The organism is Winslowiella arboricola (assembly GCF_025527015.1).
In the GTDB taxonomy this organism is placed as follows: Bacteria; Pseudomonadota; Gammaproteobacteria; order Enterobacterales; family Enterobacteriaceae; genus Erwinia; species Erwinia arboricola.
Genome location: NZ_JAODIM010000043.1, coordinates 498,244 through 517,130, shown reverse-complemented (window position 1 = coordinate 517,130; position 18,887 = coordinate 498,244). Strand labels below are relative to the sequence as shown.

The following is an 18,887-nucleotide window of genomic DNA, read 5'->3' as shown; positions in this document are numbered from 1 at the left end:
GCTGCCGCGGCACAGGCTTTCCCCATAGATAACAATCAGTGATAACTTACACTGCCGGATCAGAAATTATAGGCCACACCGACGCGAAAACGACTCTGCCGCTCATCAGTGGTGCTGCTGCCAGCAACATTGGCGACCTGCACATAGGGCGTCCAGTTTTTATCCCATTTATAGGCCAGTTTAATATCATGCGACCACTCTTCCTTTTCATTGTTGGATAAGATCACATCCTCAGACTTTTTATATTCCAGCTCATATTCCACCGTATAGCTTTCGAGGAATTTATAGCCCAATACCATGGTCAGCGTATGCCCGTTTTCATCAGTTTTGGTTTCAGCTGGCTGGTTGCGTTTAAAGTATGGACGATAGCGCAATGAGGCTGACAGATCGTCGGTAATATTGACTTTGCCACGTAAATAGGGGCGATAGTTATTTGAATCAGAGGACGACTCCAGCGAGAAACCTGGTTCCAGCGAGAAGGTATTATTGAATTTATACAGATAACTGGCGACCACTTCGGTACCGTTACTGACATGCTCATGGAATGGCTTATTTGGCGTGGTATCAGAGCTGTGCTGACCCCATTTCCCTTCCAGAGATAAACCAAAACCATTGGCAAAACGGTTAGAAAGCAGCAATCGATCTTTATGGTCAGATTTACTGGTATCTTTCATTTCATGCCGATAGTCAATCGTTGTTGCGACTGCATTAAAACTGATTACCGAGGCCACTGCTATTGCCAAAATTTTTAATGTAGATTTCATTTTAATGTCCCAGAGTTATTAACAGGTAAAAAAATTGTACAAATCCCCTGATCGCCAAAGGAAAACTCTGGCGATCTTTTTATCGATGAGCTATTTACATTGCGATGCATTTTTTGCGGGGGTTGTTAAACTAAACCACAGAATTAGTCTGCCGCCGTCTCTGTTTTATTTCTGTTTATATTTTTATGATACTAACGCATGGCTCTTTTCAGTATTCTGTCTCCCTGTTGATTAAAATATTTCGCTGCTTCAGCAACCGTTTTATGGCCGTAATCGATTGACTGCAACACATCGCCAAACAGCGCCACCATCTGCGGGTCATCGAAATAAGGCGAAGTTTTCATCTCATGCGGCAGCTCTGACGCCAGCAGCAAGCCGGATACCGCAGGATCGTCATGATTAATCACCCCATTTTCCCGCAGCTGTTTCACCGCCGCGGCGCTTAATGGCACCCCGCGCTCCAGACCGAGCGCATCAACGCCCTCTTTGCTGTTTAGCAAAAAGTTAATTAACAGCGCACTCTCCTCAGGATATTTGGTGGATTTACCTATCGACAGCATCTGAGCCGGTTTAAAGAACAGTCCCGCATCTTTAGCACCGGTCAGCATAGGATAAGGCCCCAGCTCCAGTTTTGCCGGTTTGGTCAGGTTATCGGAGTATTTGGTAATGGTGGAGTTCCACATATAGGTTCCGCCCCATTCGCCATTAATCCACGGCTTCATCTCATACATATTGCTTTTACCAAATGAGGCGTAATATTTGGTTGATGGCATCACATGATTATCGACCATGGTTTTATACAGGGTGAAAAATTCAACCCACTGCTGCTGGCTCCAGGCGAACTTTTTACTGCTTTCATCGATGACTGGCGCATTATATTTTTGCGTCATATAAGAGCGCAGCAGCGACAGCGTATCCTGATGCTCAAGGATAATCGGATAATACTGATCGCCAAGTTTTTCTTTAAACACCTTACCCGCGGCGTTTAGTTCATCCCAGTTGGTGGGGTATTTTAATCCGGCACGGATCCAGGTCTGGTCATTAAAATAGAACACCCGGGCGGTAACCGAGATCGGAATACCGTTCAGCTTGCCATTTACCGTGGTTTGCTGCAGCTCTTTCGGGTCAAACTGGTTCAGGTCCAGCTGATCTTTCACCTTATAAAGATCATAAAAACCATTGCCGTCTTTGGAGAATATCGGCAACCAGTTCCAGTTGGTTTGCATGACATCGGGTTCAGTATTACCGGCTATCTGAGTGGTCAGGCGGGAGAGGTGGCCATCCCAGCCGGTATATTCGGCTTTAACATGGATATTCGGGTGCTGCTTATGGAATTCTTCCAGCGCTTTAAGCGTCACCTGATGACGTCCATTGCCGCCCCACCATGACATGCGTATATTGACGTCGTCCTGCGCATAGGACTGACAGGATAATATCGCCAGAGTCGAGGCAATCAATGTGCTGAGGATTGCTGTTTTCATAAGGTACTGCTCCTGTTAAAGAGAGATGTTATTTTCTGTTTTTGCATCAAAAATATGGCATTTATCCATATCAAAACGAAAATAGACCGTCTGGTGCAGTCCCCTGGCGATAATGTTTCGCGCTTCATCGGACGGCATACGGCTGGTCAGTTCAAAATCATCGACCTTGATAGTCATAAAAAACTCATGACCCATATTCTCAACGCGTACCAGCTCGCCCTGCGAATGATTACCGCTGAAAGGCGTCAGGGAAATATGGATAAATTCCGGGCGCACGCCAAAGAACACCGGCTGTCCGACACAGGCAGAGACCTTGCTCTGCTGTTGCGGGCTTAAGATCAGGGTGTAATGCCCTACCGTCAGACCGATTTCGCCATCACTGCTGGTCAGCGTGCTGGGCTGGATATTCATCTCCGGCGAACCAATAAAACCGGCGACAAACATATTGTTCGGATAGTGATAAAGATTGTCCGGGGTATCGACCTGCATAATATGCCCCAGCTTCATTACGCAAATTCTGTCGCCCATCGTCATCGCTTCCGTCTGGTCATGAGTAACATAGACGGTGGTCGCCGGTTTGCCGCTGTTCTTCAGATGCTTATGCAGATCGGAAATGCGGACACGCATCGACGCGCGTAGCTTGGCGTCGAGGTTGGAAAGCGGCTCATCAAACAGAAACACATCCGGCTTTTTGACGATAGCGCGCCCTACCGCCACACGCTGCGCCTGTCCACCCGACAGCTGGCGTGGCAGACGATCAAGCAGCTCATCCAGTTCGAGGATTTTTGCGGCTTCAGCAACCTGGGCTTCAATTTCATTTTTCGGCAGTCGGTTTAATTTCAGGCCAAACGCCAGATTTTCACGCACCGTCATATGCGGATATAACGCGTAGTTCTGAAATACCATCGCGATGCCGCGTGATTTTGGCGCCAGATTATTGACCACCCGTTCACCAATCCGCACTTCGCCTTCACTGATGGTCTCCAGCCCCGCCAGCATCCGTAAAGTGGTGGATTTGGCACAGCCGGAAGGGCCGACAATCACCATAAATTCACCATCGCGAATAGTTAAATCGATACCATGTACCGCTTTAAATCCGTTGGAATAGACTTTGCCCAATTTACTAAAAATCACTTCAGCCATGATATATCCTCAATTAACCTTTTATGCCGCTGCTGGTGATGCCCTGAACGAAATAGCGTTGGGCAAGGAAAAACACGATGACCGACGGCATGATTGAGATACTGGCCATCGCCAGAATTTCATTCCACGGCGCGCCTTCAGTGACATCAATCGACATTTTCAGCGCCAGTGCTATCGGGTATTTATCCACGCTGTAGACATAGATCAGCGGACCAATAAAATCGTTCATCGACCACATAAACTGGAACAGCGCCACTGAGATCAGCGCCGGCTTGAGTATCGGCACCACCACATACCACAATACCTGGAATGAGTTACAGCCATCGATTTGCGCCGCTTCCTCCATATCGCGCGGTACACCGCGTAAGAACTGAATCAGCATAAAGACAAAGAAGCCCTGCGTGGCAAAGGCTAGCGGCAGATACAGCGGTAAGTAACTGTTCAGCATGCCCATTTCGCGGAACATAATATATTGTGGGATCAGCAGTACGGTACTCGGCAGCAACATGGTGGTAATCAAGGTGGCAAACCAGAATTTCTTCCACGGAATATCAAAGCGCGCAAAGCCGTAGGCCACGACTGTCGAGGAAATTACCGTCAGTAATACCTTCGGGATCACATATTTAAAGGTATTCACCATATAGTGACCAAAATTGTATTCGGTCCCGGTTTTCCAGCCGTTAACGAAGCCCTCGCGGGTGGCATGTTCCGGCCACAGTCCGAGAGTGGTAAAGATCTCATTATTCGGTTTAAATGCGGCGGAAAACATCCACAGCAACGGATAGAGCATCAGTAAACCGACAATGATCAGGATGGTATAACGGATCGCTGCATTAACTTTCTCTTTACGCAGCGTGCGGTTAATTTCCCTTCCCGCAGTCGTATCACTATTTACCGGTTTATGATTATGGATATCAGTCATTTTTCCCTCCTTTATCGGCGGAGTAAAATACCCAGTATTTCGACGATTTAAAGGCAACAGAGGCAAAAACGGCGACCACCAGGAACAGTATCCATGCCAGTGCGGCGCCATATCCCATATCGAAATATTTAAACGCGGTATCATAGATATAGAGTGAGAACAGATAGGTGTAATGGGTCGGGCCGCCACCGGTAATAATATAAGGCGCGGTAAACTCCTGAAACGCCTGCGTCGTCTGCATAATAAAATTAAAGAAAATCACCGGGGTGATCAGCGGCACCGTGACTTTTAAAAACATCTGCCATTTTGAGGCGCCATCGATCATCGCCGCTTCATACTGCGATTGCGGAACGTTCTGCAATGCCGCAAGGAAAATCACCATTGCTGAACCAAACTGCCATACCCGCAGCAAAGTAACGGATGTCAGCGCCAGCGCCGGTTCTCCCAGCCAGTTAATCGGGTCAAAACCCAGTACGCCGATAAAACCATTCAGCAGCCCATCGATGGCAAATAAGGCGCGCCATAACACCGCGATAGCCACGCTGCTGCCAAGAATTGACGGGATATAAAACGCCGTGCGGAATAAACCTATGCCGCGCAGCTTAAAGTTCAGGACAAAAGCGATTCCCAGCGCAAACGCCAGTTTTAACGGAATAGTCAGAAGAACATAGGCAAATGTCACCCACATCGATTTCCAGAATAAATCATCTTCTAACAACATATGACGATAATTCTCTACCCCGTTAAATACTGGCGGATTCATCAGGTCATAGTCGGTAAAACTTAGAAAAAACGATGATACAAAGGGGAAAGCTGTAAACACTATCAGTCCTAGAATATAGGGCGATATCCAGGCTAACCCGAGCATTCTGTTCTCATTCATCATGCTTACCTGTGTTGACTACATCAGAAATAAATTAATGACATTTAAAAAATGAATGTTATTAGCCTCACATTCATCACTGCCTCCGTTAATTTTGGCGAAATAACCCCCGGCGGTGCTGATAAGCAGAGATAAGCGTTATCGCTGCGGCAGCGCCGTCTTTAATAAATGTTTGCTAAGGAAAAAGTGTTTAGCAGTCGCACCGACCACCTTGCTACTATAAGCGAGCTGTATCACAAACCAGAGATTGTCGCCCCCTGTCAGCCCCACCCTCAACTTTTTCTCCGGGTAAACCAAAACAATGTTTCAGTATATTAGAGCCAGTTTTTGGTGCAGTCATCGACCATTTGATGAAACTGTGATCGATATCGAAACGTTGTTTTAAAATAATCAACTTAACGTTTCATTTACAACTAGCGTTCTAACTATTTGATATAGATCGCAAATTATTGATATGGAATTGCGCATACTGCGAGCCGACTGCCCCTGCGCCTGGCCGCTACCCACGGTGTCCGCCCGCTGCTCTTATCGCTAAGCCGGCCGTATTTACAGCTTTAGTGGTGTGATTCTTAGATAATTAAAAACTTATTTTAACAATTTAAAATATTTTGAATTATCACAAAAAATGATATCTGCCCTGAGGCATAACAAAAAAGGAGCTGGCTTTACGCCAGCTCCTTTGTTTATCTGCTGCAGAGTTTTGATCACGGATCTGTTAACCCTGAGGCGTTTCTGACGTCTCAGCAGATTCGGTTGTTCCGGTGGCCTGGGTTTGTGCTACCTGTGGCTGAGTGGTGGCTGCCTGAGTTTCAGTGGTAGCTGCCGGGGCTTCGGTTGTGGCTGCCTGAGTTTCAGTGGTAGCGGCCGGGGCTTCGGTTGTAGTTGCCTGAGTTTCAGTGGTAACTGCCGGGGCTTCGGTTGTAGTTGCCTGAGTTTCAGTGGTAACTGCCGGGGCTTCGGTTGTGGTTGCCTGCGTCTCAGTAGTGGCTGCCGGGGTCGCGGTTGTGGCCGCCGGAGTCTCCACCTTCGCTGTCTCCGCCTCTGCGACTTGCGGCTGTGGCTCAACGTTGGCGACCGGTGCCTGAGGTAACGGCTCGTCAGGCAACTGGGTAAAGTTCGGCTTGCTCTTGGTTACGGTATAGGCGACATGTTTGGCAGTATTGCCCGAGGTGGTGATCTCCACTGGCGCAATGGTGACACGGCCAATAATCGAACGCGCATAGCCTCCAACCTTATGCTTACCGGCTGGCACATGCAGCTGCATGCTTTCGCCATAAGGCAGCGCACCAGCATCATTGCCATCAACGGTAACAAATACGGTTGCGCCATCTGCGGTGCGGGCGGGAACATGCGTTACGTTAAGCACCGTCGCGCCAGACGCAAAATCGGTCGAAGGTTCGTTGACTGAGTGTTTTGCGCATCCTGTAAGCGCAAAAGCAGCCGCAATGGCGGCAAGAGTGAAACGGTTAATCATAACGCGGTACTTCCTCTGATGCTTTTTGTGATCTTACGCGTAATATAACGGATATCGATATTGAGATGAACGTATCAGATGAGATCTCGGAAGAATCTCTGGTATTGCCTGACGCCGCGTTCATATGGAAATGGAGTCAATAATGTCCTCACTACGTTTGCTGCTGTCTGAATCGTACGATCCCTGGTTTAATCTGGCTGTTGAAGAGTGCATTTTTCGTCAGATGCCCGCGACTCAGCGGGTGCTGTTTTTGTGGCGCAACGCGGAAACGGTGGTGATTGGCCGCGCGCAGAACCCGTGGAAAGAGTGCAATACGCGGCGGATGGCGGAAGATAATGTCAGACTGGCGCGCCGCAGCAGCGGGGGTGGTGCGGTGTTTCACGATTTGGGAAACTGCTGTTTTACCTTTATGGCCGGAAAACCCGAGTACGATAAAAGCGTTTCCACCGGCATTATTCTGCAGGCGCTGGAAAACCTGGGTATTGCCGCGGAAGCCTCTGGTCGCAACGACCTGGTGGTAAATACCGCCGACGGCCTGCGCAAAATTTCCGGCTCCGCCTACCGCGAAACCCCGGACCGCGGTTTCCATCATGGCACCATCCTGTTGAATGCCGATCTTTCCCGGCTGGCTGATTACCTTAACCCGGATGTAAAAAAGCTGCAGGCCAAAGGTATCACCTCAGTGCGTTCACGCGTGGCAAACCTTGAGGAGCTGAAAGCGGGCGTCAGTTATGAAAGTATCTGCGCGGCGGTGACTGACGCATTCTTTGCCCATTTTAATTCGCGTTGTGAACCTGAGCGCATCTCACCGGAAGCGCTGCCTGACCTGCCCGGTTTTAGCCAGCAGTTTGCCAGACAGAGCAGCTGGGAATGGAACTTTGGCAATGCGCCGGATTTCTCGCACCTGCTGGATACGCGTTTTAGCTGGGGCGGCGTGGAGATTCACTTTGATGTCGAGCGCGGAACCATCAGCCGCTGTCAGATTTTTAGCGACAGCCTGAATCCCGCCCCACTGGAAGCGCTGGCATCAAGACTACAAGGTGCAGCCTATCGCCCGGAAGTGCTGGCGCAGCATGTCCGGCAGTTAATCACCGAATTCCCGCAGCAGCAAAGCGACTTGCAGGAGCTTGAGCGTTGGATTCGTGCAGGTGTGAGTTGATATTCAGGGGCGGGCAGCATTACACGGTAGAGATCAAGTCATGTAATCCCATGTTTTAACTAAGCTAAGCGCGATAACTTAGTCGTTATCCCCGTAACGCAGTGATAGCGTGGTTATCCCTGTAACCCTCTGAAGGAGTAGAACAATGGGTCTCTCTTCCGCATTACCTGTCGCGGTTGTCACCGGTGGAACCAGCGGTATCGGTCTCGCCATCGTCCATGATTTAGCGCGTGACCATTATGTCTATGCGCTGGGTCGTAATAAAGAGGCGCTGGAGCAACTGCAGCTGCTGGAAAACGTCGAAGCGGTCGACATTAATCTGCTTGATTTCGCTGCCCAGCAACGTTTTATCGACTCGCTGCCAACGATTAATGCCCTGATCCACTCCGCTGCTATCTCGGAGCGCGCACGAGTGGATAGCGCCAGCGCAGAACTCTGGCAAAAACAGTTCTCAATTAATCTGTTTGCACCTGCCGAACTGACGCGGCTGGCATTGCCTGCGTTGCGCGAAACCCAGGGACAGGTGGTATTTATTAATTCCGGCTCAGGCACTCAGGCATTAGCCGGACATACCGTCTATTCCGCCAGCAAATTTGCGCTTAATGCGCTGGCTCACGGCTTACGCGGCGAAGAGAGTGCTAATGGAGTACGTGTCGCCACGGTATCTCCCGGCCCTACTGATACGCCGATGAATCAAAAAAGTCGTGAACGCGCCGGTGACTTTGCCGCCATCGATCCGCTGGAATACAGCCTTCCCGTCTCGGTTGCCGCTGCGGTGCGGCTGGTGATTAATGCCAGTGAAGAAACCCAGATCACTGATATCAATGTCAGACCGCGCCATGATAAGGCGAAGCGCTAAGAGATGATGGCTGTGCTGCGGGAATTGTGACAATGGTGATTTTACGGGCGGCGAGAACGCCGCCCCTACCTAATCCGGTGAATTTTTGTAGGGGCGGCGTTCTCGCCGCCCATGCAGATGCAGATGCAGGCTAACGATGATTCAGACGCCGTGACAGACGATCGCCAAATAGCTGCAACAGTGTAACCAGCGCCACCAGCACCACAATCACGGTAATCATCACCTGGGTATCAAAACGCTGATAGCCGTAACGATAAGCCAGATCGCCGAGTCCTCCTGCACCAATCGCCCCCGCCATCGCCGAAGCATTAATCATGGTGACCAGCGTAATGGTAAAGCCGCTGACAATTCCCGGGCGCGCTTCCGGCAGCAGTACATGCCAGATAATATGTCGCCGATGGAAACCCATCGCCTGCGCCGCCTCCACCAGCCCTTTATCCACTTCACGCAGGCTGACCTCGGCAATACGGGCAAAAAACGGCGTGGCGGCCAGCGTTAGCGGGACTATCGCCGCCCAGACCCCGTAAGTGGTGCCGACAATCATCCGTGTAAACGGGATCAGCGCCACCATCAGGATCAGAAACGGGATCGAGCGAAACAGATTCACCAGCCAGCCGAGCAGGCGATTCAGCTGCGGACTGGCAAACAGATTTTCCCGGTCGGTAATCACCAGAATCACCGCCAGAGGCAGCCCCAGCAGCAGTGCCGCCAGTGATGAAATACCGACCATCATTAACGTATCCAGCAATCCCTGCCATAAACGGTCAATCTGCAGTGACATAGCCCAGTACCTCCACGCGATCGGCTAATGCTGCCGGAATAATATCTGCCTGAAAGGGCTGTTGACCCGCTGCCGTCAGCAGCAGCAGCTGACCAATCTGTCGATCCTGTACCCACTCCAGCGCACTCTGCACCAGCGTAATATCGCTGCCGAGCAAGTCGCTTAGCTGCGCCAGCTGCGGCACCGCACCCTGTCCGGTATAGCTCAGGCAGATCAGTGGCCTGGCGTCGGCCGCTGCGGGTTGCGCCGTCAGCCGGTTTTTCAGCGGTTCGGGCAGGCTGTTATGCTGCGGATTCAGCAACAACTGGGTGGTTTCATGCTGCGGATCGCCATAAACCTGCCATACCGGCCCGCATTCAATCACCCTTCCCTGTTCCAGCACCGCCACCTGATGACAGAGGTCGTGAATTACCTGCATTTCATGAGTAATCAGCACAATGGTAATCCCCTGCTGGCGATTGATATCGCGCAGCAGCGCGAGGATGGCGCGCGTGGTTTCCGGATCCAGCGCCGAGGTCGCTTCGTCGCACAGCAACAGTTTTGGCTCATGCACCAGCGCGCGGGCAATCCCTACCCGCTGCTTCTGTCCGCCGGAAAGCTGGGCCGGATAGGCGTGCTGACGATCTTCCAGTCCCACCAGCGCCAGCAGCTCATCCACCTTGCGCTGTCGCTGTGCGGGCGCGATCCCCGCCACCCGCATCGGTAAATCGATATTCTCGCGCACGGTTTTCGCCGACAGCAGATTAAAGTGCTGAAAGATCATACCGGTGCCGCGCCGCCACACCACCAGCTCCGTAGATGACAGGCTGCCGATATCCACACCGTCCACCACCACGCTGCCGCTGCCCGGACTCTCCAGCCGGTTCAGACAGCGGATCAGCGACGACTTGCCCGCGCCGCTGCGGCCGATAATGCCGAAGATCTCGCCACGGGCAATCTGCAAATTGATATTCTGCAGCGCATCGACCTGCTGACCGGCATAGCGTTTGTACAACCCGCTGATGGCGATATGCACCGGTCCCGGTTCCGCCAGGCTCAGTTCCGCGCTGCGTTCCTGCACTTCAGGCCACGGCAAACTCACCATGGTTACTGACTCCAGCCCGGCTGATACAGTTTGCCGTAGAATTTATCGAGGCTGGCGCGCACCACCGGTGAGTGCTGATAGATATCGACAAATTTCTTCAGGCGCGGATCGTTCTGATGACCGTCACGGATCACAAACTGAATCACATATTCCGGGTGTTCCAGCCCGTCAAACAGCAGAGCGTTATTCGGGTCAATCACCCCCGAAGAGCGAAGATAGTGCGGATAACCCTGCGCCAGATCCACTTCCTCCAGCGAACGCGACAGCTGTACTGCTTCCACTTCAATAATCTTCAGCTTTTTCGGGTTATCAATAATGTCATCAACGGTGGATTTAAGCCCGGCTCCCGGCTTCAGTTTAATCAGCCCGGCTTTTTGCAGTAACAGCAGGCCGCGTCCGCCGTTAATCGGGTCATTGGCAATCGCCACCGTGCCGCCTTGCGGGATCTGATCCAGGCTGCTGTGCTTTTTCGAATAGAGTCCGACGTTATTGATAATCGCCGGGGCATACTTCACCAGATGGAATCCCCCCTGCTGATTGGCATTATCGAGAAACGGCTGATGCTGGAACAGATTGACGTCAATATCGCCATTTTCCAGACTGACATTAGGCGCCGTCCAGTCGGTAAACTCGATAAGGTCGACATTCAGCCCCTGCTTCTTCGCTTCGGCCACGGCGGTTTCCAGTGGCGGCGCAAACGCTGAAGTGGTGCCGACTTTTAACGGCCCCTGATAATCCGCCGCGGTGGCGACAGCTGAAGCAATGAGCATTCCGGCCAGTAATAAATGTTTGCTTAAAGACATCGTAATTCCTTAGAGGTATTTTCCTGAGGTGTGGTCAGCGACGCGCCAGCGGGCAGCCGGATGGCGTGACGGTAACCGGTCATGATTAAACAATTTTTTTCGCAGTGAACCGGACTGGTAAGCAGTTTTATAGCGGCCGCGCTGTTGCAGTTCCGGCACCACCAAATCAATAAAGTCGATATAGCTTTGCGGATTAACAATGCGCGTCAGATTAAAGCCATCAATCCCGGCTTCATCGATCCAGTTAATTAAGGCTTCGGCCACCTGCGCCGGATTGCCGACAATCAGCGCGTAACGCCCTCCCAGCGCATGCTGCTCCAGCAGCTGACGGCGGGTCCAGCCGTTATAGGCCTGACTTACCGACTCAATCGCCCGGGTGGCGCCGCTGTGAATCGGCTCGTCCAGCCCGAACTGCGCCAGATCGATACCGGTAGAGCTGGAAAAGTGGGCGATTCCGGCTTCCGGGCTGGCGTAACGCAGATATTCCTGATGCTTCTCGCGCGCCTGTTGCTCGGTTGGCGCGACAATCACCGAGACGCCCATAAAGATCTTCAGATCCTCTGGCTGACGTCCGGCATCGCGCGCGGCCTGCCGCAGCTTGTCGGCCTGCGCACGCATCGCCTGCGGCGTACTGCCATTTACAAAGGTGCACTCCGCATGACGGGCGGCAAAGCGGATACCGCGCGCAGAACTGCCCGCCTGAAACAGCAATGGCGTGCGCTGCGGAGACGGTGACGACAGGTGATACCCTTCGACCTGATAAAACTCACCATGATGGCGCACCGGATGAATTTTGCTGGCATCGGCATAGCGCCGCTGCTGACGATCGGCAAGCACCGCATCGTCCTGCCAGCTCCCTTCCCATAGCTTATAGCTGACATCAAGAAACTCATCGGCCTGATCGTAGCGCTGGTCATGTCCCGGCAGCTGGGTCTGTCCGACGGCGCGCGCGGCGCTGTCGAGATAGCCGGTAACAATATTCCAGCCCACCCGTCCTTTAGTCAGATGGTCGAGGGTGGAAAAACGGCGCGCAAAGGGATATGGCGCTTCATAGCTAAGGTTGGCGGTAAGACCAAAGCCAAGATGTTCGGTGACGCTGGCCATTGCTGATACCAGCATCAGCGGATCGTTGACCGGCAGCTGGATCGACTCGCTGGCGGTTAAGCCAATGCCCTGCTGGTAGACATCGTAAACCCCGAGAATATCGGCGATAAACAGGCCATCAAACATACCACGCTCCAGGGTGCGCGCCAGATCCAGCCAGTAATTTAAATCGTTAAACTCTGTGGAGCGGTCCAGCGGATGAGTCCACATGCCGTGATGAATATGGCCGACGCAGTTCATATTAAAGGCGTTCAGCAGGATCGGCTTGCCAGGCTGGCTCATAATGTCCCCCTGCGTGGCGGCAGCACGCCGTTAAGCACATAGTTGCCAATTACCGGATACTTCCAGCGCACCGGATCGTGCAGCGTATGGGTACGGGCATTACGCCAGTGGCGGTCGAGATTATGTTCGCGCAGTGCCGAGCGGGTACCGGAGAGTTCGAACAGCAAATTAGCGGCTTCCAGCGCCACTTCCGTGGTCCAGGCGCGTGCACTGGCTACCTGCACAGATGCCTCTGCCACATGGCTGGCATCAGGATGGCGCTGGGCGGCATCAATGGTTTCCCCCGCCTCTTCCAGCAGCGCATCCCCGGCCTGTAAACGCGCCGCCAGTTGCCCGACCCGATCAATAGTCAGTGGATCCTCGCTGGCGCGATCGACGCCGGAATCCGGCCATGGCCGCGCACGGGTATTAATAAAGTTAAGCATATCGCTGAACGCCGCACGGGCGATGCCCTGATCGATAGCGGCATGCATAATCTGCGCAAACGGCCCGACGGTGCTCGGGCGTTCAAAGGCGCTCTGAAACGGCACGATATCGTCAGCCGTCACGCGTACACGATCAAAAATCACCGTTCCGCTGCCGGTGGTGCGCTGACCAAAGCCTGACCAGTCATCAATAACCGTGACGTTGGCCTGATGACGCGGCACAAACACCAGCTGCTCCTTACCTTCGGCATCACGGGCGGCGGTGGGAATACGGTCAGCAAACAGCGCGCCCGTGGCATAAAACTTTTTGCCCTGTAGCAGATAGCCGTCGCCATCAGGCAAAACCGAGGTGGTACGGTAATGGGCGGCGGCAGAACTAAACTCGGCCAGCGCATTGCCCAGATGGATGCCCTCCAGCACCTCCTGATAGAAACGGCGCTGCTGGGCATCACTGCCGTTCACGCGCAGTACTTCCAGCGCATAGAAATGGTTTTGCGGGATCTGACCAATGGCGGCATCCGCTTCACTGAGGATCGCTATCACCTGCGCCAGCACCGCGGTCGGCACCGCCACGCCACCAAAGTCCTCCGGCACGGTAATGGCGCCAAGGCCGGAAGCAAACAGCGCCTCCAGCTGTTTAAACGGCAGCTGACGCAGACGGTCACGCTGAGCGGACTCAACCCGAAACGCCTGCGCCAGTTCGCGGGCGACGTTCAGCGCCTGCTCCGGCGAGGTAATCACGCTGGCCGGGGTTCTGGCTTTCACCTTGCTGTGGCTCATAGAGGCATCCTTAAATCCAGGCATGACGCGCCGGGAAAATTCCGTTGAGGTAGTAGTTACCGATGGCGTGGTATTTCCAGCGCACCGGATCATGCAGCGTATGGGTGCGGGCATTACGCCAGTGGCGATCAAGACCGTGTTCACTGAGCGTTGCGCGGCTGCCACCCCACTCCAGCAGCTTCTCACTGGCTTTCAGCGCTACCTGGGTAGTCAGCACTTTCGCTTCGGCGACGGCAATCGAGGCGCGCGCGGCGCTTTCCGCATTCAGGCTGGCGACATCGATACCATCAAGGGTGCGGGCGGCACGACGCAGCAGCGCATCGGCGGCGCTCAGCTCAACGTATACCCGGCCAATATCGGCCTGCAGATGGGGATCGTCGGCATTGCGCTCCACCCCGGCATCAATCCACGGGCGTGAATGCTGGCGGACAAATTCACAGGCTTCGTCAAAAGCGCCGCGCGCGATGCCGGCATCAATCGCCGCCTGAATCAGTTGTGAAACCGGACCACGCAGCGAAGGTTTATCCACTGCCGGCAATGGGATCACCAGTCCGGCATCAACGGCGACCTCCTGTAAGCGTACGGTGCCGCTGGCAGTGGTGCGCTGGCCGATACCGGACCAGTCATCGATAATATCCAGCCCTGGCGCGAGACGTGGCACAAAGGTCATGACCGCCTGTCCGCGATCGTCAATCGCGCTGGTGACCACAATGTGGGCAAACAGTGCGCCGGTGGAGTAAAACTTCTCGCCGCTCAGCCGTAAGCCCTGTTCGGTGCTGTGCAGGCGTGCCAGCACTTCACGGCTATGGCGGGTATTTTTCTCCGGGCCGCCATTACCCAGGCGCTGCCCCTCCACTACTGCGGTAAATAGCGTCTGTTGCTGCTGCGGCGAGCCTTCATCGAGCAAAAACTGGATAATGCCGAAGTGGTTTTGCGGGATTTGCCCCAGCGAAGGGTCGGCGGCGGAGATAATTCGGAACACTTCCGCCACCGTGCGATAACTCAGTCCACCGCCACCAAAGGCGCGCGGCACCGAGATACTGCCGAGGCCCGAGCGGCTGAATAACGACAACGCTTCCAGCGGATAGAGGCGTTCGCGGTCGCGAATCACCGCTTCGCTAAGCGCCAGCCCGGCGACCGTATGCGCAGCACGGATCGCCTGCTCATCGCTAAAAATAACCTGTGCGGGTTCGGGTAAAATACTGGCAATATGACTCATCTGTTTCCCTTAATTAACAGGCAGGCAAAACCCGTTATGGCGCAGGCCATTAACCGGGAAAGCTTATTAATTTAATTGATGATAATAATAAACAGCGCGCCTGTCTTATGACATATATGGCATTACATGGCTGTAATATTGCTAAGGCGATATTAATGTCAGTCGATAAATTTCGCCACATTATCAGTACGATAAATGGAAATATTATATCCGGATAATAATCTGCTGACGTATATTATGCGCGCCAGCAGCTTATTAATTTATCCGCCGTTGCCTGTTTGCCAGATAAAGGTTGGCTGATTACCATTAACTTCCCAGTCAGTGACATTCCGCGTTTAATAAATCATCCGCTTCTGTTCAGCTGGCACTGGTGTGATTAACCGGACGACGATCGCCACCAATCGTTTCGCCAAATGGCCCGGTATTGACTGTGCGCTGCCGCCTGGCGGCATTGGCGGCCAGCGGCAGCAACGGCATCACCAGTTCGGCGAAGCGATGCGCTTCTTCCAGGTGTGGATAGCCGGAGAAAATAAAGTTCTCAATCCCCAGCGCCTGATATTCGCGAATACGTTCCGCCACCTGCTGCGGATTACCGACCAGCGCAGTGCCCGCGCCGCCGCGCACCAGGCCGACGCCCGCCCACAGATTGGGGGCGATACGCAGTCCGTCGCGCGAACCGCCATGCAGCGCACTCATGCGCGCCTGGCCGGTGGAGTCCATTCGTGCAAAAATCTTCTGCGCAGCGGCAATGGTGTCGTCATCAAGATGTGCAATCAGCCGGTCTGCTGCGGCCCACGCCTCTTCTTCGGTTTCACGCACGATAACATGCAGACGAATACCATAACTTAGTGTTCGGCCACGTTCTTCGGCGCGTTTTCGCACCACTGCAATTTTTTCCGCTACCTGCGCTACCGGCTCGCCCCAGGTGAGATAGGTATCGATCTGATCGGCGGCCACGTCGATCGCTTCGTCAGACGAACCACCAAAGTAGAGCGGCGGGCCATCTTCCTGCACCGGCGGAAACAGCACTTCCGCTCCTTCGACGCGGATATGCTCGCCGTTAAAATCCACCTTTTCGCCTTTTAGCAGACGCGAATAGACCTCAAGAAATTCGCGCGTTACCTGGTAACGCTCAGCGTGGCTGAGAAAGATGCCATCGCCTTTGTTTTCGACCGGATCACCGCCGGTGACCACATTGATCAGCAGACGACCTTCCGACAGACGATCCAGCGTCGCCGCCATTCGCGCGGCCAGGCTGGGTGGCTGCAATCCGGGACGTACTGCCACCAGATAACGTAATTTTTTGGTAATGGGCGCCAGTGCGGATGCCACCAGCCAGGAGTCTTCGCAGCTTTTACCGGTCGGGATCAGCACGCCGTAGTAGCCAAGGTTGTCCGCCGCCAGTGCAACCTGTTGTAAATAAGGCAGATCCACCGCACGACCACCTTCAGTGGTGCCAAGGTAGCGTCCGTCGCCATGGGTCGGCAGAAACCAGAAGAGGTTAATGTTTTCCTGTGCTGTCTCGCTCATTATCATTTTCCTATATAACGATATATGAATTTATTGGATGGAAAGTAAATCTTTGGTTATAACACTGATAGCAGGAAGTATGCCAGTTGTGAAGTGTGTTTTTTATTGTTAAATATCAATATGATAATTAATAAACTCACTGCCTGGTTTGCTGCAAATGCAGCAGTTGTTGCGCGTGTTGTGCTGCATTTGCAGCAGAAAACCGCGCTGCTCCCTCTCGTCGCTGCCGCCGTCTGGCGCTATTGTGGCGTCAGGTTTTTTTCCATGCAGGTAACGCAATGCAGAATCATGGCCCCACCTTAATCGACCCGGCGTCGATCGCCTTTCAGAGCGTGCTGGATCGGCTGGCGCCAACCGATGCCACCGTGCTGATTGTGGGTGAAACCGGCACCGGCAAAGAGGTGGTGGCGCGCTATCTGCATCATCACAGCCCACGCCGCCAGCAGCCGTTTCTGGCGGTGAACTGTGGCGCGCTGACCGAAAGCCTTGCCGAATCGGAACTGTTTGGCCATGAAAAAGGTGCTTTCACCGGCGCAGCGGAACGTCATCAGGGCTGGTTTGAGGCGGCGGAAGGCGGCACCCTGCTGCTGGATGAGATCGGCGAGCTGAGTTTGCCGTTGCAGGTGAAACTGCTGCGCGTATTACAGGAGCGCGAGGTGACACGCGTTGGATCGCACCGTCCGGTGAAAGTTAACGTGCGGGTGATTGCCGCCACCCATGTCGATCTGGCCCATGCGATTCGTGAACGCCGTTTCCGCGAAGACCTCTATTACCGGCTCAATGTGGCGGCGGTCACCCTGCCGCCACTGCGTCAGCGGCGGGAAGATATTCCGCTGCTGGCCGATCACTTTCTGACGCTGTATGCACGCCGTCTTGGCCGTCCGCAGTTGCGGCTCAGCGAAGATACGCTGGCTACGCTGATGACGTACCCGTGGCCGGGGAATATCCGTGAGCTGGAGAACACGCTGCATAATGCGGTATTGCTGAGCAAAGAGCCGCTGATCACCCCGCGCCAGCTACGGCTCAGTGCGGTGAGTCATGAACGGCTGGCGGCAGGTGATGATGCGCTGGATAACTTTATGCGTCAGCAGCTGCAGAGCAACGACGGCCAGACCTGGCAACGTATCACTGGTGCGCTGGTGCGCAATGCCTTTGAACTGAGTCACGGCAATCAACTGCAGGCGGCGACGCTGCTGGGGATCAGCCGTAACACGCTGCGCACTCAGCTCGGTCATCTGGGGCTGATTAAACCGCGTCGCAGTCTGGCGGGCAGTGTTCCGAGAAGTTCCGGCGACACGGCGCTGCATGAACGTGAGTTGCGCATCGGTTATCAGAAATTTGGCAATCTGGGCATTCTGAAAGCGCGTCAGTCACTGGAAGCTGAATTTGCCGATCGCGGCATTAGCGTACTGTGGAGCGAGTTTCCTGCCGGTCCTCAGCTGCTGCATGCGCTGGCCAATCGCGAGATTGATTTTGGTACTACCGGCGAAGTGCCACCGATATTTTCGCAGGCTGATAAAAATATGCTGTTGTATGTCGCGTGGGAACCCGCCGCACCGCAAAGCGTGGCGCTGCTGGTGGCCAGTAACAGCCCGCTGCATACCATTGCCGATCTGCGCGGCAAGCGGATCGCGGTGAATAAAGGATCAAATGTGCATTATCTGCTGGTGCAGATCCTTGATGAGGCTGGCATGACGCTGGAGGATGTGCGCGTGGTCTATGCGCCACCAAAATATCCGCTGACCCCCAGCGATCACCATGCGGTGGATGCGTGGATGATGTGGGATCCGTTACTCAGCGATGCTGAGCATGGCGATCAGCTGCGGGTGATCGCCAACGGTGTCGGGCGGGTTAATAATCATCAGTTCTATCTTGCTCACCGTGAGTTCGCCGCGCACTCCGGCGATCTGCTGCATGCGCTGCTGGCGGCGCTCGAGCAGACCGGCCGCTATATCGACGCGCATCGTGCCGAGGCCGCCGCGCTGCTGTCTGCGGAACTGGGACTGGCCACTGATTCTCTGTCACATGCGCTGGCGCGCCGCAGTCATCAGACCCGGCGTATGGATCTGACCATTATCCGCCAGCAGCAGGCGATTGCTGACCGTTTCTATGCGCTCGGTTTATTACCGCGGGCGATTAAGATCCGGGATGCAGTGTGGCTGGAATAATTTTTTTAGCTAAGGATATGATTTTT

General features: G+C 53.8%; 16 protein-coding genes. 3 read left to right on the top strand and 13 right to left on the bottom strand.

Translation table 11 applies throughout. The annotated features are described in order from the left end of the window. Positions 1-59: 59 nt before the first annotated feature. The 6 genes from N5923_RS19840 to N5923_RS19815 all read right to left on the bottom strand — a co-directional run bounded on the left by N5923_RS19840 (position 60) and on the right by N5923_RS19815 (position 6,667). A complete protein-coding gene (locus tag N5923_RS19840; RefSeq protein WP_267141849.1) occupies positions 60-764 on the bottom strand; it encodes an oligogalacturonate-specific porin KdgM family protein in 705 nt (234 codons plus the stop codon). A 191-nt stretch (positions 765-955) separates the two neighbouring features. Then, positions 956-2,245: an ABC transporter substrate-binding protein gene (locus N5923_RS19835; RefSeq protein ID WP_267141850.1), complete on the bottom strand. Its 1,290-nt coding sequence runs from the start codon at positions 2,243-2,245 to the stop codon at positions 956-958. Between the two features lie 15 nt (positions 2,246-2,260). Next, positions 2,261-3,388, bottom strand: coding sequence for an ABC transporter ATP-binding protein (locus tag N5923_RS19830; RefSeq protein WP_267141851.1), 1,128 nt, complete (start codon positions 3,386-3,388; stop codon positions 2,261-2,263). A gap of 13 nt (positions 3,389-3,401) precedes the next feature. Then, positions 3,402-4,310: a carbohydrate ABC transporter permease gene (locus N5923_RS19825; protein WP_267141852.1), complete on the bottom strand. Its 909-nt coding sequence runs from the start codon at positions 4,308-4,310 to the stop codon at positions 3,402-3,404. Next, complete coding sequence (locus N5923_RS19820) at positions 4,303-5,193, bottom strand: carbohydrate ABC transporter permease (RefSeq protein ID WP_267141853.1); 891 nt, start codon at positions 5,191-5,193, stop codon at positions 4,303-4,305. Before N5923_RS19820 ends, N5923_RS19825 begins: the two co-directional genes overlap by 8 nt. A gap of 715 nt (positions 5,194-5,908) precedes the next feature. Next, positions 5,909-6,667 carry a hypothetical protein gene (locus N5923_RS19815; protein WP_267141854.1) on the bottom strand — a complete coding sequence of 253 codons (759 nt, stop codon included), beginning with the start codon at positions 6,665-6,667 and terminating at the stop codon, positions 5,909-5,911. Between the two features lie 142 nt (positions 6,668-6,809). On the opposite strand from N5923_RS19815, the gene N5923_RS19810 reads away from it, so the two are divergent. Both N5923_RS19810 and N5923_RS19805 read left to right on the top strand, forming a co-directional pair. After that, on the top strand, positions 6,810-7,826 hold the full coding sequence (locus N5923_RS19810) for a lipoate--protein ligase A (protein WP_267141855.1): 1,017 nt from the start codon (positions 6,810-6,812) through the stop codon (positions 7,824-7,826). Positions 7,827-7,971: 145 nt separating this feature from the next. Beyond that, entirely contained in the window at positions 7,972-8,685 is a 714-nt protein-coding gene (locus N5923_RS19805; RefSeq protein ID WP_267141856.1) for an SDR family oxidoreductase, read from the top strand. A 130-nt stretch (positions 8,686-8,815) separates the two neighbouring features. Here N5923_RS19805 and N5923_RS19800 read toward each other — a convergent pair whose 3' ends face one another. The 7 genes from N5923_RS19800 to ssuD all read right to left on the bottom strand — a co-directional run bounded on the left by N5923_RS19800 (position 8,816) and on the right by ssuD (position 16,693). Continuing rightward, positions 8,816-9,466, bottom strand: coding sequence for a methionine ABC transporter permease (locus N5923_RS19800; protein ID WP_267141857.1), 651 nt, complete (start codon positions 9,464-9,466; stop codon positions 8,816-8,818). After that, positions 9,450-10,550 carry a methionine ABC transporter ATP-binding protein gene (locus N5923_RS19795; RefSeq protein ID WP_267141858.1) on the bottom strand — a complete coding sequence of 367 codons (1,101 nt, stop codon included), beginning with the start codon at positions 10,548-10,550 and terminating at the stop codon, positions 9,450-9,452. Before N5923_RS19795 ends, N5923_RS19800 begins: the two co-directional genes overlap by 17 nt. 2 nt (positions 10,551-10,552) lie before the next feature. Then, positions 10,553-11,353, bottom strand: a complete 801-nt coding sequence (locus N5923_RS19790; RefSeq protein WP_267141859.1) for a MetQ/NlpA family ABC transporter substrate-binding protein — start codon at positions 11,351-11,353, stop codon at positions 10,553-10,555. 9 nt (positions 11,354-11,362) lie between these two features. After that, a complete protein-coding gene (locus N5923_RS19785; RefSeq protein ID WP_267141860.1) occupies positions 11,363-12,739 on the bottom strand; it encodes an LLM class flavin-dependent oxidoreductase in 1,377 nt (458 codons plus the stop codon). Next, complete coding sequence (locus N5923_RS19780) at positions 12,736-13,944, bottom strand: SfnB family sulfur acquisition oxidoreductase (RefSeq protein ID WP_267141861.1); 1,209 nt, start codon at positions 13,942-13,944, stop codon at positions 12,736-12,738. The genes N5923_RS19785 and N5923_RS19780 overlap by 4 nt, the downstream gene beginning before the upstream one ends. Before the next feature lie 10 nt (positions 13,945-13,954). Then, positions 13,955-15,163, bottom strand: coding sequence for an SfnB family sulfur acquisition oxidoreductase (locus tag N5923_RS19775; protein ID WP_267141862.1), 1,209 nt, complete (start codon positions 15,161-15,163; stop codon positions 13,955-13,957). A 357-nt stretch (positions 15,164-15,520) separates the two neighbouring features. Next, positions 15,521-16,693 carry an FMNH2-dependent alkanesulfonate monooxygenase gene (gene ssuD / locus N5923_RS19765; protein WP_267141863.1) on the bottom strand — a complete coding sequence of 391 codons (1,173 nt, stop codon included), beginning with the start codon at positions 16,691-16,693 and terminating at the stop codon, positions 15,521-15,523. A gap of 278 nt (positions 16,694-16,971) precedes the next feature. Between ssuD and N5923_RS19760 the strand changes: the two genes are divergently transcribed. Beyond that, complete coding sequence (locus N5923_RS19760) at positions 16,972-18,861, top strand: aliphatic sulfonate ABC transporter substrate-binding protein (RefSeq protein ID WP_267141864.1); 1,890 nt, start codon at positions 16,972-16,974, stop codon at positions 18,859-18,861. Positions 18,862-18,887: the final 26 nt, after the last annotated feature.

Coding starts and splice junctions, on each gene's coding strand:
- N5923_RS19840 (WP_267141849.1), bottom strand. CDS start 764: ATGAAATCTACATTAAAAATTTTGGCAATAGCAGTGGCCTCGGTAATC.
- N5923_RS19835 (WP_267141850.1), bottom strand. CDS start 2,245: ATGAAAACAGCAATCCTCAGCACATTGATTGCCTCGACTCTGGCGATA.
- N5923_RS19830 (WP_267141851.1), bottom strand. CDS start 3,388: ATGGCTGAAGTGATTTTTAGTAAATTGGGCAAAGTCTATTCCAACGGA.
- N5923_RS19825 (WP_267141852.1), bottom strand. CDS start 4,310: ATGACTGATATCCATAATCATAAACCGGTAAATAGTGATACGACTGCG.
- N5923_RS19820 (WP_267141853.1), bottom strand. CDS start 5,193: ATGAATGAGAACAGAATGCTCGGGTTAGCCTGGATATCGCCCTATATT.
- N5923_RS19815 (WP_267141854.1), bottom strand. CDS start 6,667: ATGATTAACCGTTTCACTCTTGCCGCCATTGCGGCTGCTTTTGCGCTT.
- N5923_RS19810 (WP_267141855.1), top strand. CDS start 6,810: ATGTCCTCACTACGTTTGCTGCTGTCTGAATCGTACGATCCCTGGTTT.
- N5923_RS19805 (WP_267141856.1), top strand. CDS start 7,972: ATGGGTCTCTCTTCCGCATTACCTGTCGCGGTTGTCACCGGTGGAACC.
- N5923_RS19800 (WP_267141857.1), bottom strand. CDS start 9,466: ATGTCACTGCAGATTGACCGTTTATGGCAGGGATTGCTGGATACGTTA.
- N5923_RS19795 (WP_267141858.1), bottom strand. CDS start 10,550: ATGGTGAGTTTGCCGTGGCCTGAAGTGCAGGAACGCAGCGCGGAACTG.
- N5923_RS19790 (WP_267141859.1), bottom strand. CDS start 11,353: ATGTCTTTAAGCAAACATTTATTACTGGCCGGAATGCTCATTGCTTCA.
- N5923_RS19785 (WP_267141860.1), bottom strand. CDS start 12,739: ATGAGCCAGCCTGGCAAGCCGATCCTGCTGAACGCCTTTAATATGAAC.
- N5923_RS19780 (WP_267141861.1), bottom strand. CDS start 13,944: ATGAGCCACAGCAAGGTGAAAGCCAGAACCCCGGCCAGCGTGATTACC.
- N5923_RS19775 (WP_267141862.1), bottom strand. CDS start 15,163: ATGAGTCATATTGCCAGTATTTTACCCGAACCCGCACAGGTTATTTTT.
- ssuD (WP_267141863.1), bottom strand. CDS start 16,693: ATGAGCGAGACAGCACAGGAAAACATTAACCTCTTCTGGTTTCTGCCG.
- N5923_RS19760 (WP_267141864.1), top strand. CDS start 16,972: ATGCAGAATCATGGCCCCACCTTAATCGACCCGGCGTCGATCGCCTTT.